Source organism: Streptomyces griseosporeus (assembly GCF_014656055.1).
Taxonomy (GTDB): Bacteria; Actinomycetota; Actinomycetes; order Streptomycetales; family Streptomycetaceae; genus Streptomyces; species Streptomyces griseosporeus.
Genome location: NZ_BNBR01000001.1, coordinates 1772502 through 1794470, shown reverse-complemented (window position 1 = coordinate 1794470; position 21969 = coordinate 1772502). Strand labels below are relative to the sequence as shown.

Annotated in this window: 20 protein-coding genes; 6 read left to right on the top strand and 14 right to left on the bottom strand. The window is 74.4% G+C overall.

Features of this window, described 5'->3' with window-relative positions; all coding sequences use genetic code 11:
* Positions 1 to 39 precede the first annotated feature (39 nt).
* Entirely contained in the window at positions 40 to 1107 is a 1068-nt protein-coding gene (gene hemE, locus IE308_RS07915) for a uroporphyrinogen decarboxylase (protein ID WP_190217151.1), read from the top strand.
* 6 nt (positions 1108 to 1113) lie between these two features.
* Here hemE and IE308_RS07910 read toward each other — a convergent pair whose 3' ends face one another.
* The gene (locus tag IE308_RS07910) at positions 1114 to 1938 is read right to left on the bottom strand and encodes a rhomboid family intramembrane serine protease (protein ID WP_190217150.1); all 825 of its coding nucleotides are present in this window, start codon (positions 1936 to 1938) and stop codon (positions 1114 to 1116) included.
* 125 nt (positions 1939 to 2063) lie between these two features.
* Here IE308_RS07910 and IE308_RS07905 point away from each other — a divergent pair, with 125 nt between their 5' ends.
* The gene (locus tag IE308_RS07905) at positions 2064 to 2330 is read left to right on the top strand and encodes a hypothetical protein (RefSeq protein WP_110631983.1); all 267 of its coding nucleotides are present in this window, start codon (positions 2064 to 2066) and stop codon (positions 2328 to 2330) included.
* Here IE308_RS07905 and IE308_RS07900 read toward each other — a convergent pair.
* Together IE308_RS07900 and IE308_RS07895 are read right to left on the bottom strand one after the other, a co-directional pair.
* Complete coding sequence (locus tag IE308_RS07900; RefSeq protein WP_190217149.1) at positions 2314 to 3756, bottom strand: FAD-dependent oxidoreductase; 1443 nt, start codon at positions 3754 to 3756, stop codon at positions 2314 to 2316. The genes IE308_RS07905 and IE308_RS07900 overlap by 17 nt on opposite strands.
* A 27-nt stretch (positions 3757 to 3783) precedes the next feature.
* Positions 3784 to 4683 (bottom strand): DUF4349 domain-containing protein, encoded by a 900-nt coding sequence (locus IE308_RS07895; RefSeq protein WP_190217148.1) that lies wholly within the window; start codon positions 4681 to 4683, stop codon positions 3784 to 3786.
* A 689-nt stretch (positions 4684 to 5372) separates the two neighbouring features.
* Here IE308_RS07895 and hemG point away from each other — a divergent pair.
* Both hemG and hemQ read left to right on the top strand, forming a co-directional pair.
* Complete coding sequence (hemG, locus tag IE308_RS07890; RefSeq protein ID WP_190217147.1) at positions 5373 to 6851, top strand: protoporphyrinogen oxidase; 1479 nt, start codon at positions 5373 to 5375, stop codon at positions 6849 to 6851.
* A 5-nt stretch (positions 6852 to 6856) separates the two neighbouring features.
* Positions 6857 to 7582: a hydrogen peroxide-dependent heme synthase gene (gene hemQ, locus IE308_RS07885; protein WP_190217146.1), complete on the top strand. Its 726-nt coding sequence runs from the start codon at positions 6857 to 6859 to the stop codon at positions 7580 to 7582.
* Between the two features lie 105 nt (positions 7583 to 7687).
* On the opposite strand, the gene IE308_RS07880 is transcribed toward hemQ, so the two are convergent.
* The 5 genes from IE308_RS07880 to IE308_RS07860 all read right to left on the bottom strand — a co-directional run bounded on the left by IE308_RS07880 (position 7688) and on the right by IE308_RS07860 (position 13406).
* Positions 7688 to 9286 carry an alpha/beta hydrolase gene (locus IE308_RS07880; RefSeq protein ID WP_190217145.1) on the bottom strand — a complete coding sequence of 533 codons (1599 nt, stop codon included), beginning with the start codon at positions 9284 to 9286 and terminating at the stop codon, positions 7688 to 7690.
* Between the two features lie 134 nt (positions 9287 to 9420).
* The gene (locus tag IE308_RS07875) at positions 9421 to 10221 is read right to left on the bottom strand and encodes a TIGR04222 domain-containing membrane protein (protein WP_190217144.1); all 801 of its coding nucleotides are present in this window, start codon (positions 10219 to 10221) and stop codon (positions 9421 to 9423) included.
* A 98-nt stretch (positions 10222 to 10319) separates the two neighbouring features.
* Positions 10320 to 11156, bottom strand: coding sequence for a DUF4142 domain-containing protein (locus IE308_RS07870; protein ID WP_190217143.1), 837 nt, complete (start codon positions 11154 to 11156; stop codon positions 10320 to 10322).
* A 90-nt stretch (positions 11157 to 11246) separates the two neighbouring features.
* Positions 11247 to 12590 carry an MbnB/TglH/ChrH family RiPP precursor modification enzyme gene (locus IE308_RS07865; RefSeq protein WP_190217142.1) on the bottom strand — a complete coding sequence of 448 codons (1344 nt, stop codon included), beginning with the start codon at positions 12588 to 12590 and terminating at the stop codon, positions 11247 to 11249.
* A gap of 96 nt (positions 12591 to 12686) precedes the next feature.
* Positions 12687 to 13406 (bottom strand): peptidyl-tRNA hydrolase, encoded by a 720-nt coding sequence (locus IE308_RS07860; RefSeq protein WP_190217141.1) that lies wholly within the window; start codon positions 13404 to 13406, stop codon positions 12687 to 12689.
* Positions 13407 to 13513: 107 nt separating this feature from the next.
* On the opposite strand from IE308_RS07860, the gene IE308_RS07855 reads away from it, so the two are divergent.
* Both IE308_RS07855 and IE308_RS07850 read left to right on the top strand, forming a co-directional pair.
* The gene (locus tag IE308_RS07855; RefSeq protein WP_190217140.1) at positions 13514 to 14383 is read left to right on the top strand and encodes an ABC transporter ATP-binding protein; all 870 of its coding nucleotides are present in this window, start codon (positions 13514 to 13516) and stop codon (positions 14381 to 14383) included.
* A gap of 299 nt (positions 14384 to 14682) precedes the next feature.
* The gene (locus IE308_RS07850; RefSeq protein ID WP_110632004.1) at positions 14683 to 15354 is read left to right on the top strand and encodes an ABC transporter; all 672 of its coding nucleotides are present in this window, start codon (positions 14683 to 14685) and stop codon (positions 15352 to 15354) included.
* A 3-nt stretch (positions 15355 to 15357) separates the two neighbouring features.
* Here the strand turns inward: IE308_RS07850 and IE308_RS07845 are convergent, their stop codons facing one another.
* The 6 genes from IE308_RS07845 to IE308_RS07820 all read right to left on the bottom strand — a co-directional run bounded on the left by IE308_RS07845 (position 15358) and on the right by IE308_RS07820 (position 21957).
* Positions 15358 to 15537, bottom strand: coding sequence for a hypothetical protein (locus IE308_RS07845; protein ID WP_110632007.1), 180 nt, complete (start codon positions 15535 to 15537; stop codon positions 15358 to 15360).
* Between the two features lie 27 nt (positions 15538 to 15564).
* Complete coding sequence (locus IE308_RS07840; RefSeq protein WP_190217139.1) at positions 15565 to 16419, bottom strand: polysaccharide deacetylase family protein; 855 nt, start codon at positions 16417 to 16419, stop codon at positions 15565 to 15567.
* A 64-nt stretch (positions 16420 to 16483) separates the two neighbouring features.
* On the bottom strand, positions 16484 to 18034 hold the full coding sequence (locus IE308_RS07835) for an FAD-dependent oxidoreductase (RefSeq protein ID WP_190217138.1): 1551 nt from the start codon (positions 18032 to 18034) through the stop codon (positions 16484 to 16486).
* A 64-nt stretch (positions 18035 to 18098) separates the two neighbouring features.
* Positions 18099 to 19466, bottom strand: a complete 1368-nt coding sequence (locus IE308_RS07830) for a PhoX family protein (RefSeq protein ID WP_110632016.1) — start codon at positions 19464 to 19466, stop codon at positions 18099 to 18101.
* A 92-nt stretch (positions 19467 to 19558) separates the two neighbouring features.
* Entirely contained in the window at positions 19559 to 20344 is a 786-nt protein-coding gene (locus IE308_RS07825) for a slipin family protein (protein ID WP_110632018.1), read from the bottom strand.
* A 134-nt stretch (positions 20345 to 20478) separates the two neighbouring features.
* Positions 20479 to 21957 carry a SulP family inorganic anion transporter gene (locus IE308_RS07820; protein WP_190217137.1) on the bottom strand — a complete coding sequence of 493 codons (1479 nt, stop codon included), beginning with the start codon at positions 21955 to 21957 and terminating at the stop codon, positions 20479 to 20481.
* Positions 21958 to 21969 lie beyond the last annotated feature (12 nt).

Sequence of the window (21969 nt, the reverse complement as noted above, 5' to 3'; positions counted from 1 at the left end):
CGGCCGGGGCGGGCGTACCGCCGTGCGAGACTTGCCGACGTGAGTGCCAACGGAAGCCCCTCGGGCAAGCAGCCGACAGCGACGTACGACAGCCCCTTCCTGAAGGCGTGCCGGCGTGAACCGGTCCCGCACACCCCGGTATGGTTCATGCGGCAGGCCGGGCGCTCGCTGCCGGAGTACCGCAAGGTCCGTGAGGGCGTCGGCATGCTGGAGTCGTGCATGCGGCCCGAGCTGGTCACCGAGATCACCCTGCAGCCGGTGCGCCGGCACGGCGTGGACGCGGCGATCTACTTCAGCGACATCGTCGTCCCGCTCAAGGCCATCGGCGTCGACCTCGACATCAAGCCGGGCGTCGGCCCGGTCGTCGAGCGCCCGATCCGCACCCGCGCCGACCTCGCGCAGCTGCGCGACCTCACCCCCGAGGACGTCCCCTACATCACCGAGGCCATCGGCCTGCTGACGGCCGAGCTGGGCAGCACTCCGCTGATCGGCTTCGCGGGCGCCCCGTTCACCCTCGCGAGCTACCTCGTCGAGGGCGGTCCGTCACGCACGTACGAGAACGCCAAGGCGATGATGTACGGCGACCCGGAGCTGTGGGCCGACCTGCTGGACCGCCTCGCCGAGATCACGGCCGCCTTCCTGAAGGTGCAGATCGAGGCGGGCGCGAGCGCCGTCCAGCTGTTCGACTCCTGGGCCGGCGCCCTGGCCCCCGCCGACTACCGCCGCTCCGTGCTGCCGGCCTCCGCGAAGGTCTTCCGCGCGGTCGAGGGATACGGCGTCCCGCGGATCCACTTCGGCGTCGGCACCGGCGAACTGCTCGGCCTGATGGGCGAGGCGGGCGCCGACGTCGTCGGCGTCGACTGGCGCGTCCCGCTCGACGAGGCCGCCCGCCGCGTCGGCCCCGGCAAGGCGCTCCAGGGCAACCTCGACCCCACGGTCCTCTTCGCCTCCCGGGAGGCCGTGGAGACCAAGACCCGCGAGGTACTGGACGCGGCACAGGCCCTGGAGGGCCACATCTTCAACCTGGGCCACGGCGTCATGCCGTCCACCGACCCGGACGCGCTGACGCGGCTCGTGGAGTACGTTCATGCGCGGAGCGCGCGCTGACCCGACTCACCAGGTCTGCCGGGGCCGCGCGTTCCTGCCGAACAGCAGGCCGCGCGGTTCCGGCGGCGGGGGCGTGCCCGGTTTGAGCGGCCAGGCCAGCAGCATGCCGGCGAGGAACCCGACGACATGGGCCGCGTAGGCGACCGTGCCCGCGTCGGAGACGCCCTCGCCGGACGAGTACACCGCCTGCAGCACGAACCAGAAACCCAGCACCAGCCAGGCCGGCAGGCGCAGCGGCAGGAAGACCAGGAACGGTACGAGGACCCACACCCGGGCCTTCGGGTAGAGCACCAGATAGGCGCCCAGCACCCCGGCGATCGCGCCGGACGCGCCGATGAGCGGGTCGCCGGAGCCGGCGTTGAGCAGCGCGAAGCCGTACGACGCCGCGTAGCCGCACGCCACGTAGAACAGCGCGAAGCGGACGTGGCCCATGCGGTCCTCGACGTTGTTGCCGAAGATCAGCAGGAACAGCATGTTGCCCAGCAGGTGCAGCCAGCTGCCGTGCAGGAACATCGCCGTGAACACGCTCAGCGCCGGCGACTTGTCGTACGACGGCGGCCCGACCAGGCAGCCCGCGCCGTGCGCGCCGATCCCCACCTCGCCGGTGGGCACCATCTGCGGCATCCGATGGTGGATCAGCTCCTGCGGCACCGCCGCGTACTGCTCCAGGAAGGCGTGCAGATGGCACGACTGGGCCAGGCTCGACTCCCCGGCCACGGAACCGGCGAGGCCGGGCATGAACAGGAACACGAGCACGTTCGCGGCGATCAGCGCGTACGTCACCCAGGGCGTACGGCGGACCGGATTCACGTCATGGACGGGGATGACCACGAGGAACTACTGCCCGCCCTGCGTGCGGCGAATCGGTGAACACGCGGGGCCGGGTCTGCGTATGACTCCTCGACCGTCCGGGGCGCGGCCGAGGCGCGCCCCGGGAACGACGTGAGGATCGGGCGATGAACGAGCGGGTTGCTTCTCCGGCCATGCACGCGCTGCCGGACGGCGAGGCCGAGCTGGCCCTCGTGGTGCGGCTGCCGTGGGAGGACGTGGCACGGCTGGGCCAGGAGGCGGGACGCCTCGCCGCGCAGATGCAGCGGCCGGTGACGCTGGACGAGGCGGTCAGCCACCGGCTGCGCTCCGCGCGGGTGCCCGCGGCGCACGCGAAGCCGGCCGAGCAGCCCGCGGCGGTCTCGGCACTGCCGAGGATCAGCGGGTCGGCATAGGACCGCCGGCCGGGCCGCCGGAGGAGCCGTCGGCGGCCGCCCGCACCTTGGCCACGGCCTTCCGCGCCGCCACCAGCACCGGGTCCCACACCGGTGAGAACGGGGGAGCGTAGCCCAGGTCCAGGGCCGTCATCTGCTCCACCGTCATACCGGCCGTCAGGGCCACCGCCGCGATGTCCACCCGCTTGGCGGCGCCCTCACGGCCGACGATCTGCACGCCGAGCAGACGGCCGGTGCGGCGCTCGGCCAGCATCTTCACCGTCATGGGGGCGGCACCAGGGTAGTAGCCGGCGCGGCTGGTGGACTCGATGGTGACCGTCTCGAACCGGAGGCCGACCCTGCGCGCGTCCTTCTCGCGCAGGCCGGTACGGGCGATCTCCAGGTCGCACACCTTGCTGACCGCCGTACCGACCACCCCCGGGAAGGTGGCGTAGCCGCCGCCGACGTTGGTGCCGATGACCTGGCCGTGCTTGTTGGCATGGGTGCCGAGGGCGATATGACGCTCCTGCCCCGACACGAGATCCAGCACTTCGACACAATCCCCGCCGGCCCAGATGTTCTCGTGCCCCCGCACCCGCATCGCCAGGTCGGTGAGGAGCCCGCCGTGCGCGCCGAGCGGCAGCCCGGCCGCGGCGGCGAGCGAGGTCTCCGGCCGGACGCCGATGCCCAGCACCACCACGTCGGCCGGGAACTCGGCATCCTCGGTGGCGACGGCACGCACCCACCCGTCCTCGCCGGTCAGCACCTTGGTGACCTCGGCGTTGCCGACCATGGTGATGCCGAGCCCCTCCATGGCCTCGTGCACGAGGCGCCCCATGTCCGGGTCGAGCGTCGCCATGGGCTCGGAGCCCCGGTTGACGACCGTCACCTCGTACCCGCGGTTGATCAGCGCCTCCGCCATCTCCACGCCGATGTACCCGGCGCCGACGACGACCGCGCGGCGGCCACGCGTACGGGCCAGCGTGTCCAGGAGGGCCTGACCGTCGTCCAGCGACTGCACACCGTGCACGCCGGGCGCGTCCGCGCCGGGCATGTCGGGCCGGATCGGACGGGCGCCGGTGGCGAGGACGAGCTTGTCGTACGACGCCCAGGACTCGGCCCCGGTGTCGACGTCCCGTGCGCGGACCCGCTGCCCCGCCACGTCGATCTCGACGACCTCCGTACGCATCCGCAGATCGATGCCCCGCCCCCGATGCTCCTCGGGCGTACGGGCGATCAACTGCTCACGCTCCTCGACATCCCCGCCGACCCAGTACGGGATGCCGCACGCCGAGTACGAGGTGAAGTGGCCGCGTTCGAACGCCACGATCTCCAGCTCGTCCGGCCCGCGCATCCGGCGTGCCTGCGACGCCGCGGACATCCCCGCGGCGTCGCCCCCGACGACGACCAGTCGTTCCCTCGCACCCCGCGCAGCACTCATGTCCATGCGAACACGCTACGGGGGCCAGGCATTTCACTCCCGCGCGCCCTGCTGCTCCGGCGCGGACGCCACGGCGACGGCCTGCCGCCGGCGCGGCCGGACGACCCTCACCCACCCCCACACGAGCAGGGCGAGGACCACGGCGAACGGCAGAACGGCACCGACACCGACGACCACCCACCGCAGCATCGTCACGAACGCGTCCCAGCCGCCGGCCAGCGCGTCCACGAACCCGGGCCCGTCGTCCCGCGCGGCCATCTCGACGGGCGTCTGCGACAGCGCGAGCGTGATCGTGGCGAGACTCGTCCGGTCCTTCAACGATGCCTGCCGGGCGAGCAGCGCCTCCAGGTCGGCCTGGCGGCGGCTCAACTCCCCTTCCAGCTCGACGACATCACTCAGCCGGGTCGCCTGATCCATCAGCTCGCGCACCCGGGCCACGCTGGCCCGCGCGGACTTGACGCGGCTGTCGACGTCCAGCACCTGGTCGGTGACGTCCTGCGCCTTCGCCTCACGCTCCAGCAACTTGCCCGCGCCCTGCAGTTCGGTGAGCACGGCGTCGTACCGCTCGACCGGCACGCGCAACACGACGCGCGTCTCCTCGTGGCCCTCCTCGTCGCGGGTGGTGTTCTCCTCGCCCACGTAGCCGCCCGCGGTCTCCGCGGTGCTCCGTGCGTCGGCCAGCGCCTTGCCGACGCTCTTGACCTGCACGGTCAGGGAGGCGGTGCGGATGATGTGCGCCGCGGGGAGCCGGGGCGCGGCGGTGGCCTTCCGCGCGCCGCTCCCCGCCGCGCCCTCCGGCACGGCCGCCTTGGCATCGGCGCTGCTCCCTCCTCCGGAGTCGGCGGCACCGGAGCAGGCGGTGAGCGCGAGCGCGGTGGCCAGCAGCAGGCCGGCCAGGGTGTGGACGGGGCGTCGGGTACGCAGGTGAACCATGGGCTTCCCCCGGGTCGCTGAATCACAGACGCACCTTCGACGCACGGACCACACCGGACGTTGGTTCTTGCGGGTCACGTTCAGACAACGGCACGCCCTCCGCACCCGGCGCTGGTGCTGGCCGGGGGTGGGTCGCGCAGCCCGGCGCTACGGGGGTGCCGCTGCGCCCACCCGTGCCGCCCCAGCGGCACGACTGCCCGCAGCTACGCAGGCATACGGCCCGCCGCTGCTGGGTGGGCGCCGGCCCAGCGGTGCGGCTGCCCGCAGCTAAGTGGGAGGGCTGCCCGCTACTCCAGCGGGGCGGGCGCGCCACTGGCGGGCCGCAGTCGCCCACGGCGGCAAGGGGACGTGTCGGGGGGTGTCCGCCCGCAGCGGGCGCCGGAAAGAAGCGGCACGAATTTGACCGTACGCAGCGGCGCACCGAGGACGGATACCCCCCGGCGCGGCCCCGACCCACCCTCCGGCACAACGCGCTACACCAGCCACCCACACACCCGCACGGGCCGCCGCAGGCATTCAGGGGCGCGGGGAACTGCGCGAGCAACCACCCACCCACCCGCACAGGCCGCCGCAGGCACACCGCGAGCAACCACCCACCCACCCGCACAGGCCGCCGCAGGCACACCGCGGGGAACTGCGCGCAACCACCCACCACCCGCAGACGAGCAACCACCTGAGAAGGTGGACCCATGAGCGGATCTCGCCACGTCGTCGTCATCGGGGCCGGCATCGCCGGCCTCGCCGCCGCGCACCGTCTCCTCGACCAGACCACCCGCGTCACCGTCGTCGAGGCCGACCACCGCGTCGGCGGCAAGCTGCTCCCCGGCGAGATCGCCGGCGTCCGCGTCGACCTCGGCGCAGAGTCGATGCTCGCCCGCCGCCCCGAGGCCGTCACCCTCGCCCGCGAGACCGGCCTCGCCGACCACCTCCAGCCCCCCGCCACCGCGACCGCCTCGCTCTGGACCCGCGGCGCCCTGCGCCCCATGCCCAAGGGCCACGTCATGGGCGTACCCGGCACCGCGGCCGCCGTCGCCGGCATCCTCTCGGAACAGGGCCTGGCGCGCATCGAGCGCGACGCCGACCTGCCCCCCACGGACATCGGCGACGACGTGGCGGTGGGGGAGTACGTCGCGGCCCGCCTCGGCCGCGAGGTCGTCGACCGCCTCGTCGAACCGCTCCTCGGCGGCGTCTACGCCGGTGACGCGTACCGCATCTCGATGCGCATGGCCGTCCCCCAGCTCTTCGAGGCCGCCCGCACCCACACCTCCCTCACGGAGGCGGTCCGAGAGATCCAGGCAAAGGCCACCGCAAACGCCCCCAGCACCCCAACCCCCACGACCCCCACCACCCCCGCCCCCGTCTTCATGGGCCTCCGCGGCGGCATCGGCACCCTCCCCCTCGCCGTCGCGCAGACACTCCGCGCCCGCGGCGCCGAGATCCTCACCGGCACCCCGGTGACCGACCTCCGCCGGGACGGCGAACGCGGCTGGCGCGTCACCGCAGGCGACCGCACCCTCCACGCCGACGGCGTGGTCGTCGCCACCCCCGCCCGAGCCGCAGCGAGCCTCCTCGGCCCCGAGTCCCCGCCCGCCGCCGCCGAGCTGCGCGCGATCGAATACGCCTCCATGGCCCTGGTCACCCTCGCCTACCGCCGCTCCGACACCGAAGCCCGCCTCCCCGAGGGCAGTGGCTTCCTCGTCCCGCCGGTCGACGACCACACGATCAAGGCGTCGACATTCGCCTCGCACAAGTGGGCCTGGATCGCCGAGGAGGACCCGGACGTGGTGGTCGTACGCACCTCGCTCGGCCGGTACGGCGAGACGGAGATCCTCCAGCGGGACGACGACGACCTGGTCGAGATCTCCCGTGGCGACCTGCGGGAGGCCACCGGCCTGGACGCCACCCCGCTCCGCACCCGCGTCACCCGCTGGGACGACGGCCTGCCCCAGTACCCCGTCGGCCACCACGCGCGCGTGGCCCGCATCCGTGCGCACGTCGCCGCACTGCCGGGCCTCGCGGTGTGCGGGGCGCCGTACGACGGCGTCGGCATCCCCGCGTGCATCGCGAGCGCGTACGCCGCCGTGGACCAGCTCGGCGGCGATCTCACCGGTGTGCAGCAGCTCACCGCCCACCCGGTGCAGAGCCTGCACGGCGGAGCGGGAGAATAAGAACCATGAGTGACGAGCGCATCCCGAACGAGCGCATCCCGAACAAGGGCAAGCTGGCCAAGGACCTTAACGAGGTCATCCGCTACACGCTGTGGTCCGTCTTCAAGCTCAAGGACGTGCTGCCCGAGGACCGCTCGGGGTACGCCGAGGAAGTCCAGGAGCTGTTCGACCAGCTCGCCGCGAAGGACGTGACGATCCGCGGCACCTACGACGTGTCCGGCCTGCGCGCCGACGCCGACCTCATGATCTGGTGGCACGCGGAGACCAGCGACCAGCTGCAGGAGGCGTACAACCTCTTCCGCCGCACGAGGCTGGGCCGCGCCCTGGAGCCGGTCTGGTCGAACATGGCGCTGCACCGCCCCGCCGAGTTCAACCGCTCGCACATCCCGGCGTTCCTCGCCGACGAGACGCCCCGCAACTACGTGAGCGTCTACCCCTTCGTGCGCTCCTACGACTGGTATCTGCTGCCCGACGAGGACCGCCGCCGGATGCTCACCGACCACGGCAAGATGGCCCGCGGCTACCCGGACGTGCGCGCCAACACCGTCGCCTCGTTCTCGCTCGGCGACTACGAGTGGATCCTCGCCTTCGAGGCCGACGAGCTGTACCGCATCGTCGACCTCATGCGCCACCTGCGCGGCTCGGAGGCCCGGATGCACGTCCGCGAGGAGGTGCCGTTCTTCACCGGCCGCCGCAAGGACGTCTCGGACCTGATCGCGGGCCTCGCCTGACGCCGCCCCCGACCTGACCGGTCCCATACCTGGTCAGGCCTGAACAGGCCTGGTCAGGCCCGAACAGGCCTGTGCACGCCCGAACAGGCCTGTTCAGGGCGCCGGTCAGCGCCCGCCCGCGCGCGGCTCGGGCTCGGCGTGCCCCGCGCACGCCGCCCGCCGCGCCGGCAGCCGCCCCTCCAGCAGGTACGCCTCCAGGTGCCCGTTGACGCACCGGTTGGGCCCGCCGGCGAGGCCGTGCGTGCCGGCGTCCCGCTCGGTGACCAGTACCGAGCCGGACAGCCGCCGGTGCAGCTCCAGCGCCCCGTCGTACGGCGTGGCCGCGTCCCGTTCGGCCGCCAGGATCAGCACCGGCGGCAGCTCACCCGGCCCGGTCCGTACGTCGAGGGGCTGCTGCCGGGGCGCGGGCCAGTAGGCGCAGGGCAGGTTCGTCCAGGCGTTGTCCCACGTCTCGAACGGCGCGACGCGCGCGAGCCGGGTGTTGTCCCGGTCCCAGACGCGGAAGTCCGTCGGCCAGGGCGCGTCGTTGCACTCGATCGCCGTGTAGACCGCGTCCGCGTTCTCCGCCTCGGCGGCCGCCTCGGTGACCGGCGCGGCCTGCTCGATCAGCGGCCGCGGGTCGCCCTTCAGGTAGGCGGACAGGGCGTGCGCGCGGTGCGGCCAGTAGTCGTCGTAGTAGCCGGCCTGGAGGAACGCGCCCTGCAGCTGCCCCGGGCCGACCTTCCCGCCGGCGGGCTTCCGCGCCAGCCGGGCGCGCGCCCGCTCGTAGCTGCGCAGTACCTTCTCGGGGGTGTCGCCGAGGCCGTACACCTTGTCGTGCCGGGCGATCCACTCCCGGAAGTCCGCCCAGCGGCTCTCGAACGCGGCGGACTGCCGCAGGTTGTTGCGGTACCAGATCTGCTCCGGGTCCGGGTTGACCGCCGAGTCGAACACCATCCGCCGTACGTGGGAGGGGAACAGCGTCGCGTACAGCGCGCCGAAGTAGGTGCCGTAGGAGGCGCCCATGAAGGTCAGCCGGTGCTCGCCGAGCGCGGCGCGCAGGACGTCCAGGTCGCGGGCGTTGTTCAGGGAGGTGTAGTGCCGCAGCGCGCTGCCCGCCCGCCGGGCGCAGCCGCGCGCGTACGCCTTCGCCTGCGCGATCCGTTCCCGCTTGTACGACTCCGTGGGGTGCGTCGGCGCCTGCGACGGCCCCTTGAACAGCTGTCGGGGGTCCTGGCAGGACAGGGGGGCGGAGCGGCCGACGCCGCGCGGGGAGTAGCCGATCAGGTCGTAGGCCGCGCCGAGGCGCTTCCACTGCGGCAGCAGGCCGGTCAGCGGGAAGTACAGGCCGTCGCCGCCGGGGCCGCCCGGGTTGAAGACGAGGGCGCCCTGCCGGGGGACGCGGCGCTTGCTGTTGAGCGGGTCGCGCTGGGTGGCCTGCACCCGGCTGACGGTGAGGTTGATCTTCCGGCCGTCCGGGTGGGCGTAGTCGAGCGGCACCTCGACCGTGCCGCACTGCATGCTGCCGGGCATGTCCTGGGCGTCGGCGCAGGGGCCGAACGCGATGCCCTCGGCCGCGGCCCGCGCGGTGGCCACCAGCGTGCCGCGCAGCTCGGCGGCGGTGGCCCCGGTGCCGGGGACGTCCGGCGCGCCGCCGGCCGGGGCGGCGGCCAGGACGGTCAGCAGCAACGACCCGGCGGCCGAGGGGAGGGCGGCAGCTCGCATGGCGGATCCCTTTCGTGCGCGGCGGCGACACAAGGGATCGTTGGTTCGCGGGGTGGGGAAGGCAAGCACCGTTCGCCGGTGTCGGCGTCAATGCCCCCTGTGCGCCCCCGGGCGGCCGCGGCCGGCGGTGCCGGTCAGTACGGCCGTTCCCCGAAGGCGGCGTCGCGGTGGGAGAACGCGGCCCGCAGCTCCGGCTCGCCTATCGCCCGCACGCCCCGGACGGCGACGGTGGCGAGGAAGGAGCGGTCGTCGCCGCTCGCGGTGCCGCCCGCGCGCCGGGCAAGGGCGGCCAGCAGGCGCTGACCGGCGGGGGAGGCCCAGCGCCCGTACGGGTGCACTTCGATCCGGGCTATCGCCAGGCAGCTCAGGGTGAGCGCGAGCGGCAGCGTGAACCAGAGGGCCATCAGGGTGCGCGGCAGGTCCGACGGCACCGGCAGCAGCAGCGCGGTGGCGCCGAGGGCGAGGACCGCGACCGCGGCGAGCCGTACCTGGCGCATGCCGGAGGCGACCGTCGTACGGGCCCCGTCGGGGACCGCGAGCCCGGCGCTGACCAGCCGGTCGGCGAGGTGGCGGACCGCGTCGGCGGCGGACGCGGCGGCCCGTACCGGCGCGATACGGGACTGGCCCTCCGGTCCGATCGCCCCGATCACCGACCGCTCGATGTCGTCCCGGGCGCGCGGGTCGACGACGGTGGCCCAGCCGGTGTGGGCGAGCAGCAGCCGGCGCTGCCGGGCCATCGACACCAGTGTCAGGTCGGCGACCCGGGCGGGGCCGCCGGAGAGGAACGCGGCCTCGTACAGCGTCAGATCGTGCTCCCGGACCACGGCCGTGTCCTGCCTCTCGACCGCCGCCGCGCGGACGGCGGCCAGGCACAGCCGGGTGCACGCGAGGCCGGCGACGGCCCAGGCCGGCAGCAGGAGAAGGACCCAGAACATGCCGTGTTTCTATGCCAGGGGGAAGGGGCCGCGCCATGCCCTGTTCATTATCCGGACACAGCGTTGCCGGTATGTGACGTTCCGTTCGGTTGGCCCGCTCAGCCGGTCGTCCCGGCCCGGCTCGGCGGCGGACTGACGGCAGGCGGCGGCAGCGGGTAACCGGTCGCCGGGTCCGCCGGATCGGGCGGGTTCGCCGGGCTCGCCGGGTCCGTGGGGCCGGGGGTGGCCGGGAGCGCCGGCGGCGGGTCGGACACCGGGCCGGGCGGCACCGAGGAGCCGGCGGGCGGCGGAGCGCTGTCGGCGGCGAGGTCGCGGGCCATCGCGTCGTAGTCGACGTACCCGGTGGCCTCCAGCACCTTGATGTGGTCCAGGACCGTGGTGTTGGCGTCGTCGGCCAGGTCGCGGACGAGGGTGTTGCGGGTGCCCGCGCGGACCTGGGCGACGACCGAGAACACCCGGCCGTGCGCGACCCGCAGCACATTGGCGAACGTCCGGTCGAACTCCGTGCCCTGCGCCGCGGTGAGGTCCTTCAGCCACCCCCGCTGCTGCTCGTTCGGCTCCTCGGGCAGCGCCAGCCCGAGCCGCGCCCCGACGTCGCGGACCCGCTGGTCCAGGAAGGTGTGCCCCTCGATCAGGTGCCGGCCCGCGACGCGTACGGCGTCCGTGGTGCCCTTCCGCAGCGCCAGCCCGCCGGCGGGCAGCTCCCACAGGCCCGCCAGGCGCACCTTGGTGATGAAGTCCCGGTCCAGGGCGGACAGCGGTCCGTACGGCGTCGACACGGACTCGGCGTCGAGGGTGGCGGCCGCGGTGCCGGAGCGGTCGGCGTACGACCAGATCGGGAACACCAGGGCGGCGAGGGTGGCCGCGAGGCCGGTGATGATGAGACCGGTGCCGCTGAAGAATCGTCGGCCGGGTATGGGGGGTCGGGGTCGCATGGTGCCCTCCTGCTTGCGGCACCGAATATTACTGCGGGGTGCCCGGCCGTCCGGTCGGGCGGTGCGGGTGCCGGGCGGCCCCGGCCCGCCTCACCTGCGCAGCAGCACCCTCCGGGTGGCCCGCGCCAGCCGGGCCGCCGGCCGGTGCGAGCGCGGCTCGGGGCCCGAGCGGTCCAGCCACCACTCCCTCAACTCCCGGTGCGCCGCCGGGTCGTGCACCCGGCGCTCGCGCAGCAGGTGCGCGGCGAAGGCGAGGGCGTCGTGGCGGTAGCCCGCGGTCATGGGGTGGGTGTGGGCGTACGCGAGGAAGGCGGGGCGGTACAGCTCGCCGAGGATCTCCGGGAGCTCCGGGGCGACCTTGGCCACCACCCCGGCCCGCTTGGCGGCCAGCGCGCGGGACTGGACACCGAGGCGGACCCGGTCGAAGCCCTCCGGCGCGGGGGTGCCCGCCACCAGCGCGGACAGCAGCGCCGTCTGGGCGAGGGCGAGCCGCTGCCGGGGCACCTCGTCCACCGCGCCGCACGCCGACTCGTGCCCGCTCTGACGTGGCGAGGCCTGCCGGGGCTCGGTCACCGGCCCGCCCCCGGCCTGCCGGGGCCCGGCCGCCGCCCCGCCCCGCTCCACCGCGTCCCGGATGGATCCCAGCTCACGCTCCAGCTCCGCCGGTGCGGGGAAGTTCTCGTCCCGTTCCAGGAGGACCCCGGGCGGGCTGACCTGCGCGGCGAGGTCGGTGAGGAGGTCCAGGACCGGGCGCGGGACGGGGTGGGCGTGGCTGTCGTGCCAGACGCCGTCGCGTTCGTAGCCGCCCGCGACATGGACGTAGGCGATGGCCTCCAGCGGGAGTTCGGCGAGCGCCTTGGCCGGGTCCTCGCCGCGGTTGACGTGGTTGGTGTGCAGGTTGGCCACGTCGATGAGGAGCCGCACGCCGGTGCGGTCGGCGAGCTCGTACAGGAACTGGCCCTCCGTCATCTCCTCGCCGGGCCAGGAGAACAGCGCGGCGATGTTCTCCACCGCGAGCGGCACGGGCAGCGCGTCCTGGGCGATACGGACGTTCTCGCACAGCACGTTGAGGGCGTCCCGGGTGCGCGGCACCGGCAGCAGGTGGCCGGCCTCCAGGTGCGCGGAAGCGGTCAGCGGCCCGCCCGCGCGGACGAACGCGATGTGCTCGGTGACCAGCGGCGAGCCCAGTGCCTCGGCCCGCTCGGCGAGGGCCCGCAGCCGTCCCTCGTCGGGGCGGTCGGCGCCGCCGAGGCCGAGGGAGACGCCGTGCGGGACGACCGTCACCCCCCGCTCGCGCAGCCGGCGCAGCGAGTCGGGGAGGTGGCCGGGGCACACGTTCTCCGCCACGACCTCGACCCAGTCGATGCCCGGCATGCGCTCCACGGCGTCCGCGATCTCCGGCCGCCATCCGATGCCCGTACCCAGTCGCCGCATGTCTCCCCCTCCTTCTCGGTGAGGGGGGTATGGCCCCGCCCGGCGGTGCCGAACCGCGGGCCGGGGAGGTTCAGAGCAACATTTGAGGTTGGGTGCTCAGGGCCGTAGCGCCGGGTGGTCCGCCACGACCGTGCAGCTGCCCGGGGCGATCTCGGTGAAGCCCGCGTCCCGCACCACCGGCAGGCCGCTGGTGGTGAGGTCACGCCAGCGGTCCGGGTCGGCGGTGCGCACCGAGAGGGCGAAGCCGGAGTCGCGCCAGGCGGCGCGCTCCTCGCCGGACAGCTCCCACCAGGCGAGCTGGGCGCCGTGCCCGGCCTGAGCCATCGCCTTGCCGGCCGACATCTCCACCTCGGGGCTCATCCACAGCACCGGCCCGGCGGGGTCCGGCGCCGCGGGCGGCTCCGGGTCGTCCAGATCGGTGCCGGAGACCTGGAGCCGCGCCAGATCCTTGGGCCAGCCGTCCAGCGGCACCGGCGGGAAGACCCGCACCTCGGCCGCCTTGCCGGTCACCGTGATCCCGGGCAGCGCCTCGGCCCGCCGCCACTCCGCACCCCGCGCCCGCCGCACTACCTTGCGGATCCGCGCGTCCTGCCAGTCCCGCACGGCCTGCGCCCACTCGCCGTCGCCCACCGACCGCTCGTCGGCCAGCATCACCAGCACGGCACGCGCCGCGGTCTCCAGCGCGTCGGTCCGCGCGGGCGGGGCGGCGCGCTCGATCCGTACGACCATCGGCAGCACGAACTGCGGTGCCGTGTCGCGGTCGCTGCGCTCGGGGCGGAAGGGGCTGTCCTGGACGGGGGTCGCTTCACTGTTCACGCCGTTCAGTCTGCCAAGCCGCCCGGACGCCGACCGAGCCGCACGGGCTGTGCGGTTCCCGGCGATCGGCCCCCGGGCGTGCCCCACGGCACGAGAGGATGGCCCGCATGCACCGTGAGCTTCGACTCCGCGACGTGGGACGCCGGTACGGGCCGCGCGGACGGTGGGTGATCAGGCATGTCGACCTGGCGGTCGCGCCCGGCACGCTCACCCGCGTCGAGGGCGCCAACGGGACCGGCAAGTCCACCCTGCTGCGTGTCCTCGCCGGACTCGACGCGCCCAGCGAGGGCCGGGTCAGCGGCCGTCCCCGCACGGCTTATGTGCCCGAACGCTTCCCGGCCGCGCTGCCGTTCACCGCGGCCGGCTACCTCACCCACCTCGGCACGGTGCACGGCCTGTCCCGGCCCGAGGCGGCCCGGGCGGCGCGGGCCTGGCTGGAGCGGTTCGACGCGGACGCCCACGCCGGCACCCCGCTGGCGCGGCTGTCCAAGGGCAGCAGCCAGAAGGTCGCGGTCGCGCAGGCCCTCCTCGCCGAGCCGGGGCTGCTGGTGCTGGACGAGGCGTGGACCGGGCTGGACACCGCCGCGCGCGACGAGCTGGACCGGGCGGTGGGGGAGCGGACCGCCGCCGGCGGGGCGGTCGTCTTCGTCGACCACGACCCGCGGCGCCTCGCCGGCGCGGTCGACGCGGTCTGGACGGTGGCCGACGGCACCCTGGTCCGCCGTACCCCGGCGGAAGATCCGTCCGAGCCGGGCCCGTGCGTCACCGTCGTCGTCCAGGGACCGCCCCCGCCGCCCGACGTGCTCCGTATGACCGCCACGGCCACCGAGACCGCCCCCGGCACCCACCGGCTGACCGTCCCCGCGACCCACTCCGACACCGTGCTGCGCGCCCTGCTCACCGCCGACCCGCCCCGACACGTCGTCCGCGTCGCCCCCGCCACCCCGCCCACCGACACCCCCGGGACCCACCGGTGACCGCGATCCCGCGCCCCCTGCCCACCGGCCGTCCGCCCCGACACGTCGTCCGCGTCGCCCCCGCCTCCCCGCCCACCGACACCCCCGGGACCCACCGGTGACCGCGATCGCGCGCCCCCTGCCCACCGGCCGTCCGCCCCGACACGTCGTCCGCGTCGCCCCCGCCACCCCGCCCACCGACACCCCCGAAAGCCACCGGTGACCGCGATCCCGCGCCCCCTGCCCACCGGCCGTCCGCCCCGCCACGTCGTCCGCGTCGCCCCTGCCTCCCCGCCCGCCGACACCCCCAGGAGCCGTCCGTGACCGCCCTGCTGCGCTATCAGGCCGCCCTGCTGCTGCGCTCGCAGCGCTGGCTGCCGCCGGTGATCCTGTACGCCGCGTTCCTCGCCGTCGGTGTCCAGGCCGGGCAGCCGGTGCTGGACTCGCTCGGGTACGCCGCCGCGGGACTCCTGCCCGTCGCCGCCTGGCTGGTGCGGATCTGCGTCACGGGCGAGCCGCCCGCGGCCCGCGCGGTCGTCGCCGCGGCGGCCGGTCCCGCCCGCGCCCACCTGGCCTGCCTGCTGGTCGCGGCCGCCACGGCCACCGTGCTGGGCACGGCCGCCGTCGTGCTGGTCTCGCTGGTCGGCGACCCGGTCGGCACCGACCACCGCACGCGCGTGCCGCTGCTCCCGGCGGCCGGTGCGGGCCTGCTCGCCGTGCTGGTCTGCGTCCTGCTGGGCACGGCCGTCGGCGCGCTCACCGCGTGGCCGCTGCTGCGCTCGACCGGCCGTGCCGTGCCCGCGCTGCTGCTCGCGGCCCTGCTGGCGCTGGTGGTGACGGGGTCACCGGCCCAGGCGGCGGTCGAGGGGCTGGTCACCGGCTCGCAGTCCGGGAAGGTGCCGCTGCCCCTGCTCCCGCTCGCCGCGGCGGCCCTGCTCACGGCCGGGGCGACCGCCCTGGCCTGCGCGCTCACCGCCCGCCGGGCACCCTGAGCGTCACCCCGAGCAGGCGGTGCGCTGCGCCTCCTGCCACTCGCAGACCGGGCAGAGCGTGATCCCCTTGTACGACTCCGGGTACTCCGTCGGCTCCCGGCACAGCACGCACTCCGCGTACGGCGGGCCGTCCGCCTTCGGGGGCTTCTCGGCCGTGCCGATCGTGCAGTAGTCCTCGCTCATACCCCCAGCGTAGGGCGCGCGGGCCGGTCAGCGCCGGGCGCCGGTGGCGCCGATCAGCTCGGAGACCTTCACGAAGCGGTAGCCGCGCGCCCGCAGCTCGGGCACGACCGTGCGGACCACCCGCTCGGTGGTCGGGGCGGCGCTGCGGGTGCAGTGCAGGACCACCACCGAACCCGGCCGCACCCCGTCCAGGACCTGCCGGGCCACCGCGTCCGCGTCCGTGGCGAACGCGTCCCCGCTCACCACGTCCCACTGCACCGCGGTGACCCCGGTGCCGCTGAGCGCCTTCAGCGCCTGCCGGTCGTAACAGCCGCCCGGGAAGCGGAAGTACGGCATCGCGTCCCGCACCCCCGCCCGGCGGAAGGCGGCGTAGGCCCGCTCCACGTCGGCCCGCATCCGCTCCGCGGAGACGGTCGGCAGGCCGTAGCAGTCACCGGTGAAGGCGTAGTGGCTGTAGGAGTGGTTGGCGATCTCGAACAGCGGGTCCCGGCCGATGGTGCGGGCCTGGACCGGGTACTGCTCCGCCCACCGTCCGGTCATGAACACGGTCGCCGGCACCTTCAGCGCGCGCAGCGCCGCGATCAGCCCCGGGTTGTCGAAGCGCTCGCCCCGTGCCGCGCGCGGCCCCTGGTCCGCGGTCATGTCGGCGTCGAAGGTGAGCGCCACCGTCTTCTCCCGGCCGGCCCGCGGCCCGTGCTCGAAGACGGGGGTAAGACCCGCCGGGCCGGGGGCGAGCGTCGGCGGCCGGGAGACGGCCACCGACGGCGCGGGGTGGGCGGCCTGCCGATGGGCCGGCGGACCGGAGGGGGCCGTGCCGCACGCGGTGAGCGCGGCGGCGGCCAGGGCACAGACGGCGGTGACACGGCGGAGAGGTCTGATCACCGTATGACATTACGAATGCCTTCCGGGGCGTCCGGGGGCGCCGCGCCCCGCGTCCGGCGGTGGTTCACCCGGCCGGGGGCTCCTCGTCCGGGCCGCGCAGCCGCCGCCGCTCCAGCGGCTTCACCGCCGGGCCCTGCACGACGGTGCCGTCGGTGTCGAAGCGGGAGCCGTGGCAGGGGCACTCCCAGGCGCGTTCGGCGGAGTTGAAGGAGACCAGACAGCCCATGTGGGTGCAGCGCGCGGACAGGGCGTGCGTCTCGCCGTCCTCGTCGCGGTAGACGGCCAGGCGGTCCGCGCCGACGCGGACCACCGCGCCCTGGCCGGGGCCGAGGTCCGCCACGGACCGGCCCGGCCGCAGCCGGTCGCCGACGAAGTGCCGGGCCACCTTGGCCTGGTTCTTCAGGAAGGCCGGCGCCTCGCGGACCTGGCTGCGCATCCGCCGCGGGTCGTACAGTCCGCTCCACGCGCACGGCTCGCCCCGGATCAGCGAGGTCAGCAGCCGGCCCGCCATGATGCCGCCGCTCATTCCCCAGCCGCCGAAGCCGGTCGCCACGTACGTGTGCCGGGCGCCCGGGTGCAGCGGGCCGACCAGCGGCACGGTGTCGGTGGGGTCGTTGTCCTGCGTGGCCCAGGTGTGCGTGATCCGCAGGTCCGGGAAGTGCCGGGTGGCCCAGCCGGCCAGCTCGGCGAAGCGGGCGCGGGTGTCGCCGGTGCCGGGCGTGAAGTGCTCGCCGGTGACCACCAGGAACCGCTGCCCGGGACCGTACGGCGCGGTCCGCACCGAGCGGGTGTTCTCCTCGGGCGTGATGTACATGCCGCCCGGGTCCCGCTCCGCGTCGATCGGGCCCGCGACGACCAGCTCACGGCGCGGGGAGAGCCGGGTGAACAGCATCGCCCGGTCGAAGACCGGGTAGTGGGTCGCGACCACCACGTCCTTCGCGGTGACCACGGCACCGCCCTCGGTCGTCACGCGGCACGGCTCGCCCTCCCGCAGGCCGGTCACCCGCGTGTTCTCGTACACCTGGCCGCCCCGGGCGATCAGCTCGTCGACGAGGGCGAGGAGGTAGCGGCGCGGATGGAACTGCGCCTGCCCGGTGACCTCCACCGCGCCCGCCACCGGGAACGGCAGCTCGGTCTCCGTCACGAACGACGCCGGCAGCCCCGCCTCCCGCGCGGCCCGTGCCTCGGCCCGCAGCTCGCCCACCCGGCCCGGCTCCCGGGCGAAGGTGAAGGCGCTGCGCCGCTCCCAGGCGCAGGCGACGCCCAGCTCCTCCACGATCCCGGCGGCCCGCTCGATCGCCTCCGTCTGCGAGCGCGCGTACAGCCGGGCGCCCTCGCGGCCGCGGGTGCGCCGCAGCTTGTCGTAGACCAGCGTGTGCTGCGCGCTGAGCTTGGCGGTGGTGTGCCCGGTGACGCCGGCCGCGACCCGCCCGGCCTCCAGCACCGCCACGCCGAGCCCGGCCCGGGCCAGCTCCCAGGCCGTGCTGAGCCCCGCGACCCCGGCGCCGATCACCGCGACGTCCACGACGAGATCCTGCGCCAGGGCCGGGTGCGGCGGCCCGCCCGGGGCCGTCTCCAGCCAGTACGAGCCGCTGACCTGCTGCTTTTCGGACATGGGGCGACGAGTACCCCGCTCGCCCCGTTTCACTGGGGAGACGGCCGCGTCCCCCCGGCGGTGATCAGCCCCGCCAGGGGCCCGTCACGGCGAACGTCGTGCCGGGCGTGTAGCAGTTGACGAACATCGTCCGCCCGTCGGGGGAGAAGGTGACCCCGGCGAACTCGCCCCACTCCGGCTCCTCCGGGGTGCCGATGTTCTGCCGGCCGCGGGCCATGGCGTAGACCTCTCCGGTGCGGGTGACGCCGAAGACGTGCTGGGCGCCGTTGCCGTCCTCGCACACCATCAGGCCGCCGCTCGGGGCGAGGCAGATGTTGTCCGGGGACTCGCCGGGCAGCTGGACGTCGGTGTCCGGGCCGAAGACGACCACCAGGGTCAGGCGGCGCCGTCGCGGGTCGTAGCGCCAGATCTGGCCGTAGTGGTCGGCCGCCGAGCCGTCCGCGCTGCGCGCGAAGGACGACACGAAGTAGACGCAGGAGCCGCCCCAGTAGCAGCCCTCCAGCTTCTGCGCGTGCGTGATGCCCTTCGGGCCGTAGTCCTGCAGCCGGGTGGGCGTCTGCGCGGCCAGCGGGTCGGGTACGTCCACCCACTCGATGCCGTCGAAGGAGGCGCCGGTCTCCTGGATCGTCGACAGGTCCGGCACCCCGGGCACCCGCATCGCCTGGAGCCGGCCGCCCGCGCGCAGCGAACCCGTGCCGCCGAGCGGCTTCTCCGGCAGGAACCGGTAGAACAGGCCGAACGGCTTGAGGAAGGCGTCCTCCGTCTCGTACACGATGCCGCGGTGCGGGTCGACGGCGATCGCCTCGTGCTGGAAGCGGCCCATCGCGGTCAGCGGGACGGCGCCGGTGCGGTGCGGGTCGACCGGGTCCACCTCGAAGATGAAGCCGTGGTCCTTGGTGTAGCCGTTGGTGCCCGCCCGGTCCTCGGTCTCCTCGCAGGTCAGCCAGGTGCCCCAAGGGGTGGGCCCGCCCGCGCAGTTGACGGCCGTACCGGCGATCGCGACCCGCTCCGACAGCACGTCGAGACGGGCGTCGACCGTCAGCGCCGTACAGCCGCCCTTGCCCGCGGGGTCGTAGGTCAGGCCCGCCACGGTGGGCACGGGGATCTCCGCCGTGACGCGGTTCTCGTGGTTGCGGACCAGATGGGTACGGCCGCCTCTGCCCCGGAAGGCCGACATGCCGTCGTGGTGGGAGGGAACCCTGCCCTCACCGGAGCGGAGCTGGTCGCCCTCGCGGGACAGCACCCGGTAGCGGAAACCTTCCGGCAGGTCGAGCAGGCCGTCCGGGTCGGGGATCAGCGGGCCGTAGCCGGTGTGGCCGAGCGGCTGGGCGGCGGCGGTCCCGGCGAACAGTTCGGACAGGGCGCCGGTGAAGGCGATCCCCGCCCCCAGGGCACCGGTGCGCGCGAGCATCTGACGTCGTGTTGCGGACATGGCGGTGCGACCTTCCTGCTGGCGGACAGGAACTGTGACCCGCTGTGTCTATCACCCGACGCGCGGCTCGGGAACCACGCCTGTAGCACGTGTCACCCGGGGAGCGGCCCCGGAGGCGTCTGCTGGGCGCGCTCCAGGAAGCGCAGTAGTTCCACCGGGAAGGGCAGCACGAGCGTGGAGTTCTTCTCGGCGGCGACGGCCACGATCGTCTGCAGCAGCCGCAGTTGCAGCGCGGAGGGGGTCTCGGACATCTGCTGCGCCGCCTCGGCGAGTTTCTTCGACGCCTGCAACTCGGCGTCGGCGTTGATGATCCGGGCCCGCCGCTCCCGGTCGGCCTCGGCCTGACGGGCCATCGACCGCTTCATGCTCTCCGGCAGGGACACGTCCTTGATCTCGACGCGGTCGATCTGCACGCCCCAGCCGATGGCCGGGCTGTCGATCATCAGCTCCAGGCCCTGGTTCAGCTTCTCCCGGTTGGAGAGCAGGTCGTCCAGGTCGCTCTTGCCGATGATCGAGCGCAGCGAGGTCTGCGCCATCTGCGAGACGGCGAACCGGTAGTCCTCGACGTTCACCACGGCCGCGGCCGGGTCCACGACCTTGAAGTAGACCACCGCGTCCACCCGCACGGTCACGTTGTCCCGGGTGATGCCCTCCTGGGCCGGGATCGGCAGCGTCACGATCTGCATGTTCACCCGCCGCAGCCGGTCCACGCCGGGCACGATCATGGCCAGCCCGGGCGGCCGTACGGTCCCGCGCAGCCGGCCGAGACGGAACACCACGCCGCGCTCGTACTGCTTGACGACCCGCGCCGCCGCGGCGGCGTACACCGCGCCCGCGGCACCGGCCGCCACCACCACCGTGACCAGCTCCTGGAGCATCACGACCTCCTCCGGCAGAGGGCCGCTTCGCCTGCTCCTGCCACGATAGGCCGGAAGTCCGTACGGCGACATGCCCGGTTCCCCGGTCCGCGGGGCCGCACCCCGCGGACCGGAGACCGGAGACCGGCACCCGGTTACGCCGCCGTGGTCAGCCTCGTCAGCTTCACCGGTTCCGTACCGGTGGCGCTGTGCCGCTCGGCCCAGGACTCCAGGGCCGTACGGCAGGCGTGGTCCAGGTGGTGCAGACCCGACAGGTCCAGCTCCACGGGGCGGTCCTGCGGCAGGGACTCCAGGCTGTCGAGGATCTTCGGCAGCCTCAGGAAGGTCGCATTGCCCGTCAGGTACGCCTGGACGGGGCCGGCGCCCTTGTCGACGACCTCCAGCCGGACGTGGCTGGCCTCCCAGGCGGTCTTGACGACCGACAGGGCCAGACCGATGAGCACGCCCTCGAACATGTTCACCGCGACGATCGACACCGCCGTGACGACGAGGATCAGCGCCTCGCCCTTGTGGTCCCGCCACATGTCGGCGATCTGGCGGAACGGGATCAGCTTCCAGCCCGCGTGCACGAGGATGCCCGCCAGCGCCGGGATCGGGATCAGCGCGAGCGCGGAGGGCAGCGCGGCGGCGAACAGCAGCAGCCACACGCCGTGCAGCACCCGCGAGGCCTTGGTCCGCGCGCCCGCGGCCACATTGGCCGAGCTGCGCACGATCACCGCGGTCATCGGCAGCGCCCCGAGCAGCCCGCACACGGTGTTGCCCGCGCCCTGGGCGATCATCTCCTTGTTGTACTGGGTGCGCGGCCCGTCGTGCAGCCGGTCCACCGCCGCCGCGCTGAACAGGCTCTCCGCGGACGCGATCAGCGTGAAGGCGACGATCGTGCCCCAGATCGCCGGGGAGGCCAGCTCCCCGAAGGCCTCGGCGCCGGGCGGCTGGACGACGCCCAGCAGGCCCTCCACCTCGACGGTGGCCACCTTCAGCCCGAAGACCTGGGTGACGGCCGTGGCCAGCACGACCGCGGCGAGCGCGCCCGGCACCGACCGCAGCGCCTTCGGCAGCTTCCGCCACAGCACGATCACGGCGATGGTGCCCGCGCCGATCGCGAGCGAGACCAGCGCGTCGCCGTCGCCGAAGGTGTCCGCGAACGCTCCGGGCAGCCCGGCGATCTTGCCGATCCCGGTCTCCGGGGCCTTCAGACCGGCCGCCGCGTAGATCTGCCCGGCGATGATCACCAGGCCGATGCCGCAGAGCATGCCCTCGACGACGGACACGGATATCGCCCGGAACCAGCGGCCGATCCGCGCGAAGCCCATGGCGAGCTGGAGCAGCCCGGCGATCAGCACGATCACCCCGAGCGTGGCCACCCCGAACTCGCTGACCGCCTCGAACACCAGCACCGTCAGACCGGCGGCCGGGCCGGAGACCTGGAGGCTGCTGCCGGGCATGAGTCCGGTGACGAGGCCGCCCACGATGCCGGTGATCAGGCCCAGTTCGGCCGGCACCCCGGAGGCCACCGCCACGCCCACGCACAGCGGCACGGCGACCAGGAAGACGACTATGGAGGCGAGGAAGTCCTGCCTCAGACAAGGGAACTTGGAAAGAGATGTCAGCATGGTCGCCACCTC

Coding starts and splice junctions, on each gene's coding strand:
- IE308_RS07825 (WP_110632018.1), bottom strand. CDS start 20,344: ATGCTCCAGGAGCTGGTCACGGTGGTGGTGGCGGCCGGTGCCGCGGGC.
- IE308_RS07820 (WP_190217137.1), bottom strand. CDS start 21,957: ATGCTGACATCTCTTTCCAAGTTCCCTTGTCTGAGGCAGGACTTCCTC.
- IE308_RS07875 (WP_190217144.1), bottom strand. CDS start 10,221: ATGTTCTGGGTCCTTCTCCTGCTGCCGGCCTGGGCCGTCGCCGGCCTC.
- IE308_RS07900 (WP_190217149.1), bottom strand. CDS start 3,756: ATGGACATGAGTGCTGCGCGGGGTGCGAGGGAACGACTGGTCGTCGTC.
- IE308_RS07855 (WP_190217140.1), top strand. CDS start 13,514: ATGCACCGTGAGCTTCGACTCCGCGACGTGGGACGCCGGTACGGGCCG.
- IE308_RS07895 (WP_190217148.1), bottom strand. CDS start 4,683: ATGGTTCACCTGCGTACCCGACGCCCCGTCCACACCCTGGCCGGCCTG.
- IE308_RS07830 (WP_110632016.1), bottom strand. CDS start 19,466: ATGTCCGCAACACGACGTCAGATGCTCGCGCGCACCGGTGCCCTGGGG.
- hemQ (WP_190217146.1), top strand. CDS start 6,857: ATGAGTGACGAGCGCATCCCGAACGAGCGCATCCCGAACAAGGGCAAG.
- IE308_RS07835 (WP_190217138.1), bottom strand. CDS start 18,034: ATGTCCGAAAAGCAGCAGGTCAGCGGCTCGTACTGGCTGGAGACGGCC.
- IE308_RS07880 (WP_190217145.1), bottom strand. CDS start 9,286: ATGCGAGCTGCCGCCCTCCCCTCGGCCGCCGGGTCGTTGCTGCTGACC.
- hemG (WP_190217147.1), top strand. CDS start 5,373: ATGAGCGGATCTCGCCACGTCGTCGTCATCGGGGCCGGCATCGCCGGC.
- IE308_RS07870 (WP_190217143.1), bottom strand. CDS start 11,156: ATGCGACCCCGACCCCCCATACCCGGCCGACGATTCTTCAGCGGCACC.
- IE308_RS07905 (WP_110631983.1), top strand. CDS start 2,064: ATGAACGAGCGGGTTGCTTCTCCGGCCATGCACGCGCTGCCGGACGGC.
- IE308_RS07865 (WP_190217142.1), bottom strand. CDS start 12,590: ATGCGGCGACTGGGTACGGGCATCGGATGGCGGCCGGAGATCGCGGAC.
- IE308_RS07845 (WP_110632007.1), bottom strand. CDS start 15,537: ATGAGCGAGGACTACTGCACGATCGGCACGGCCGAGAAGCCCCCGAAG.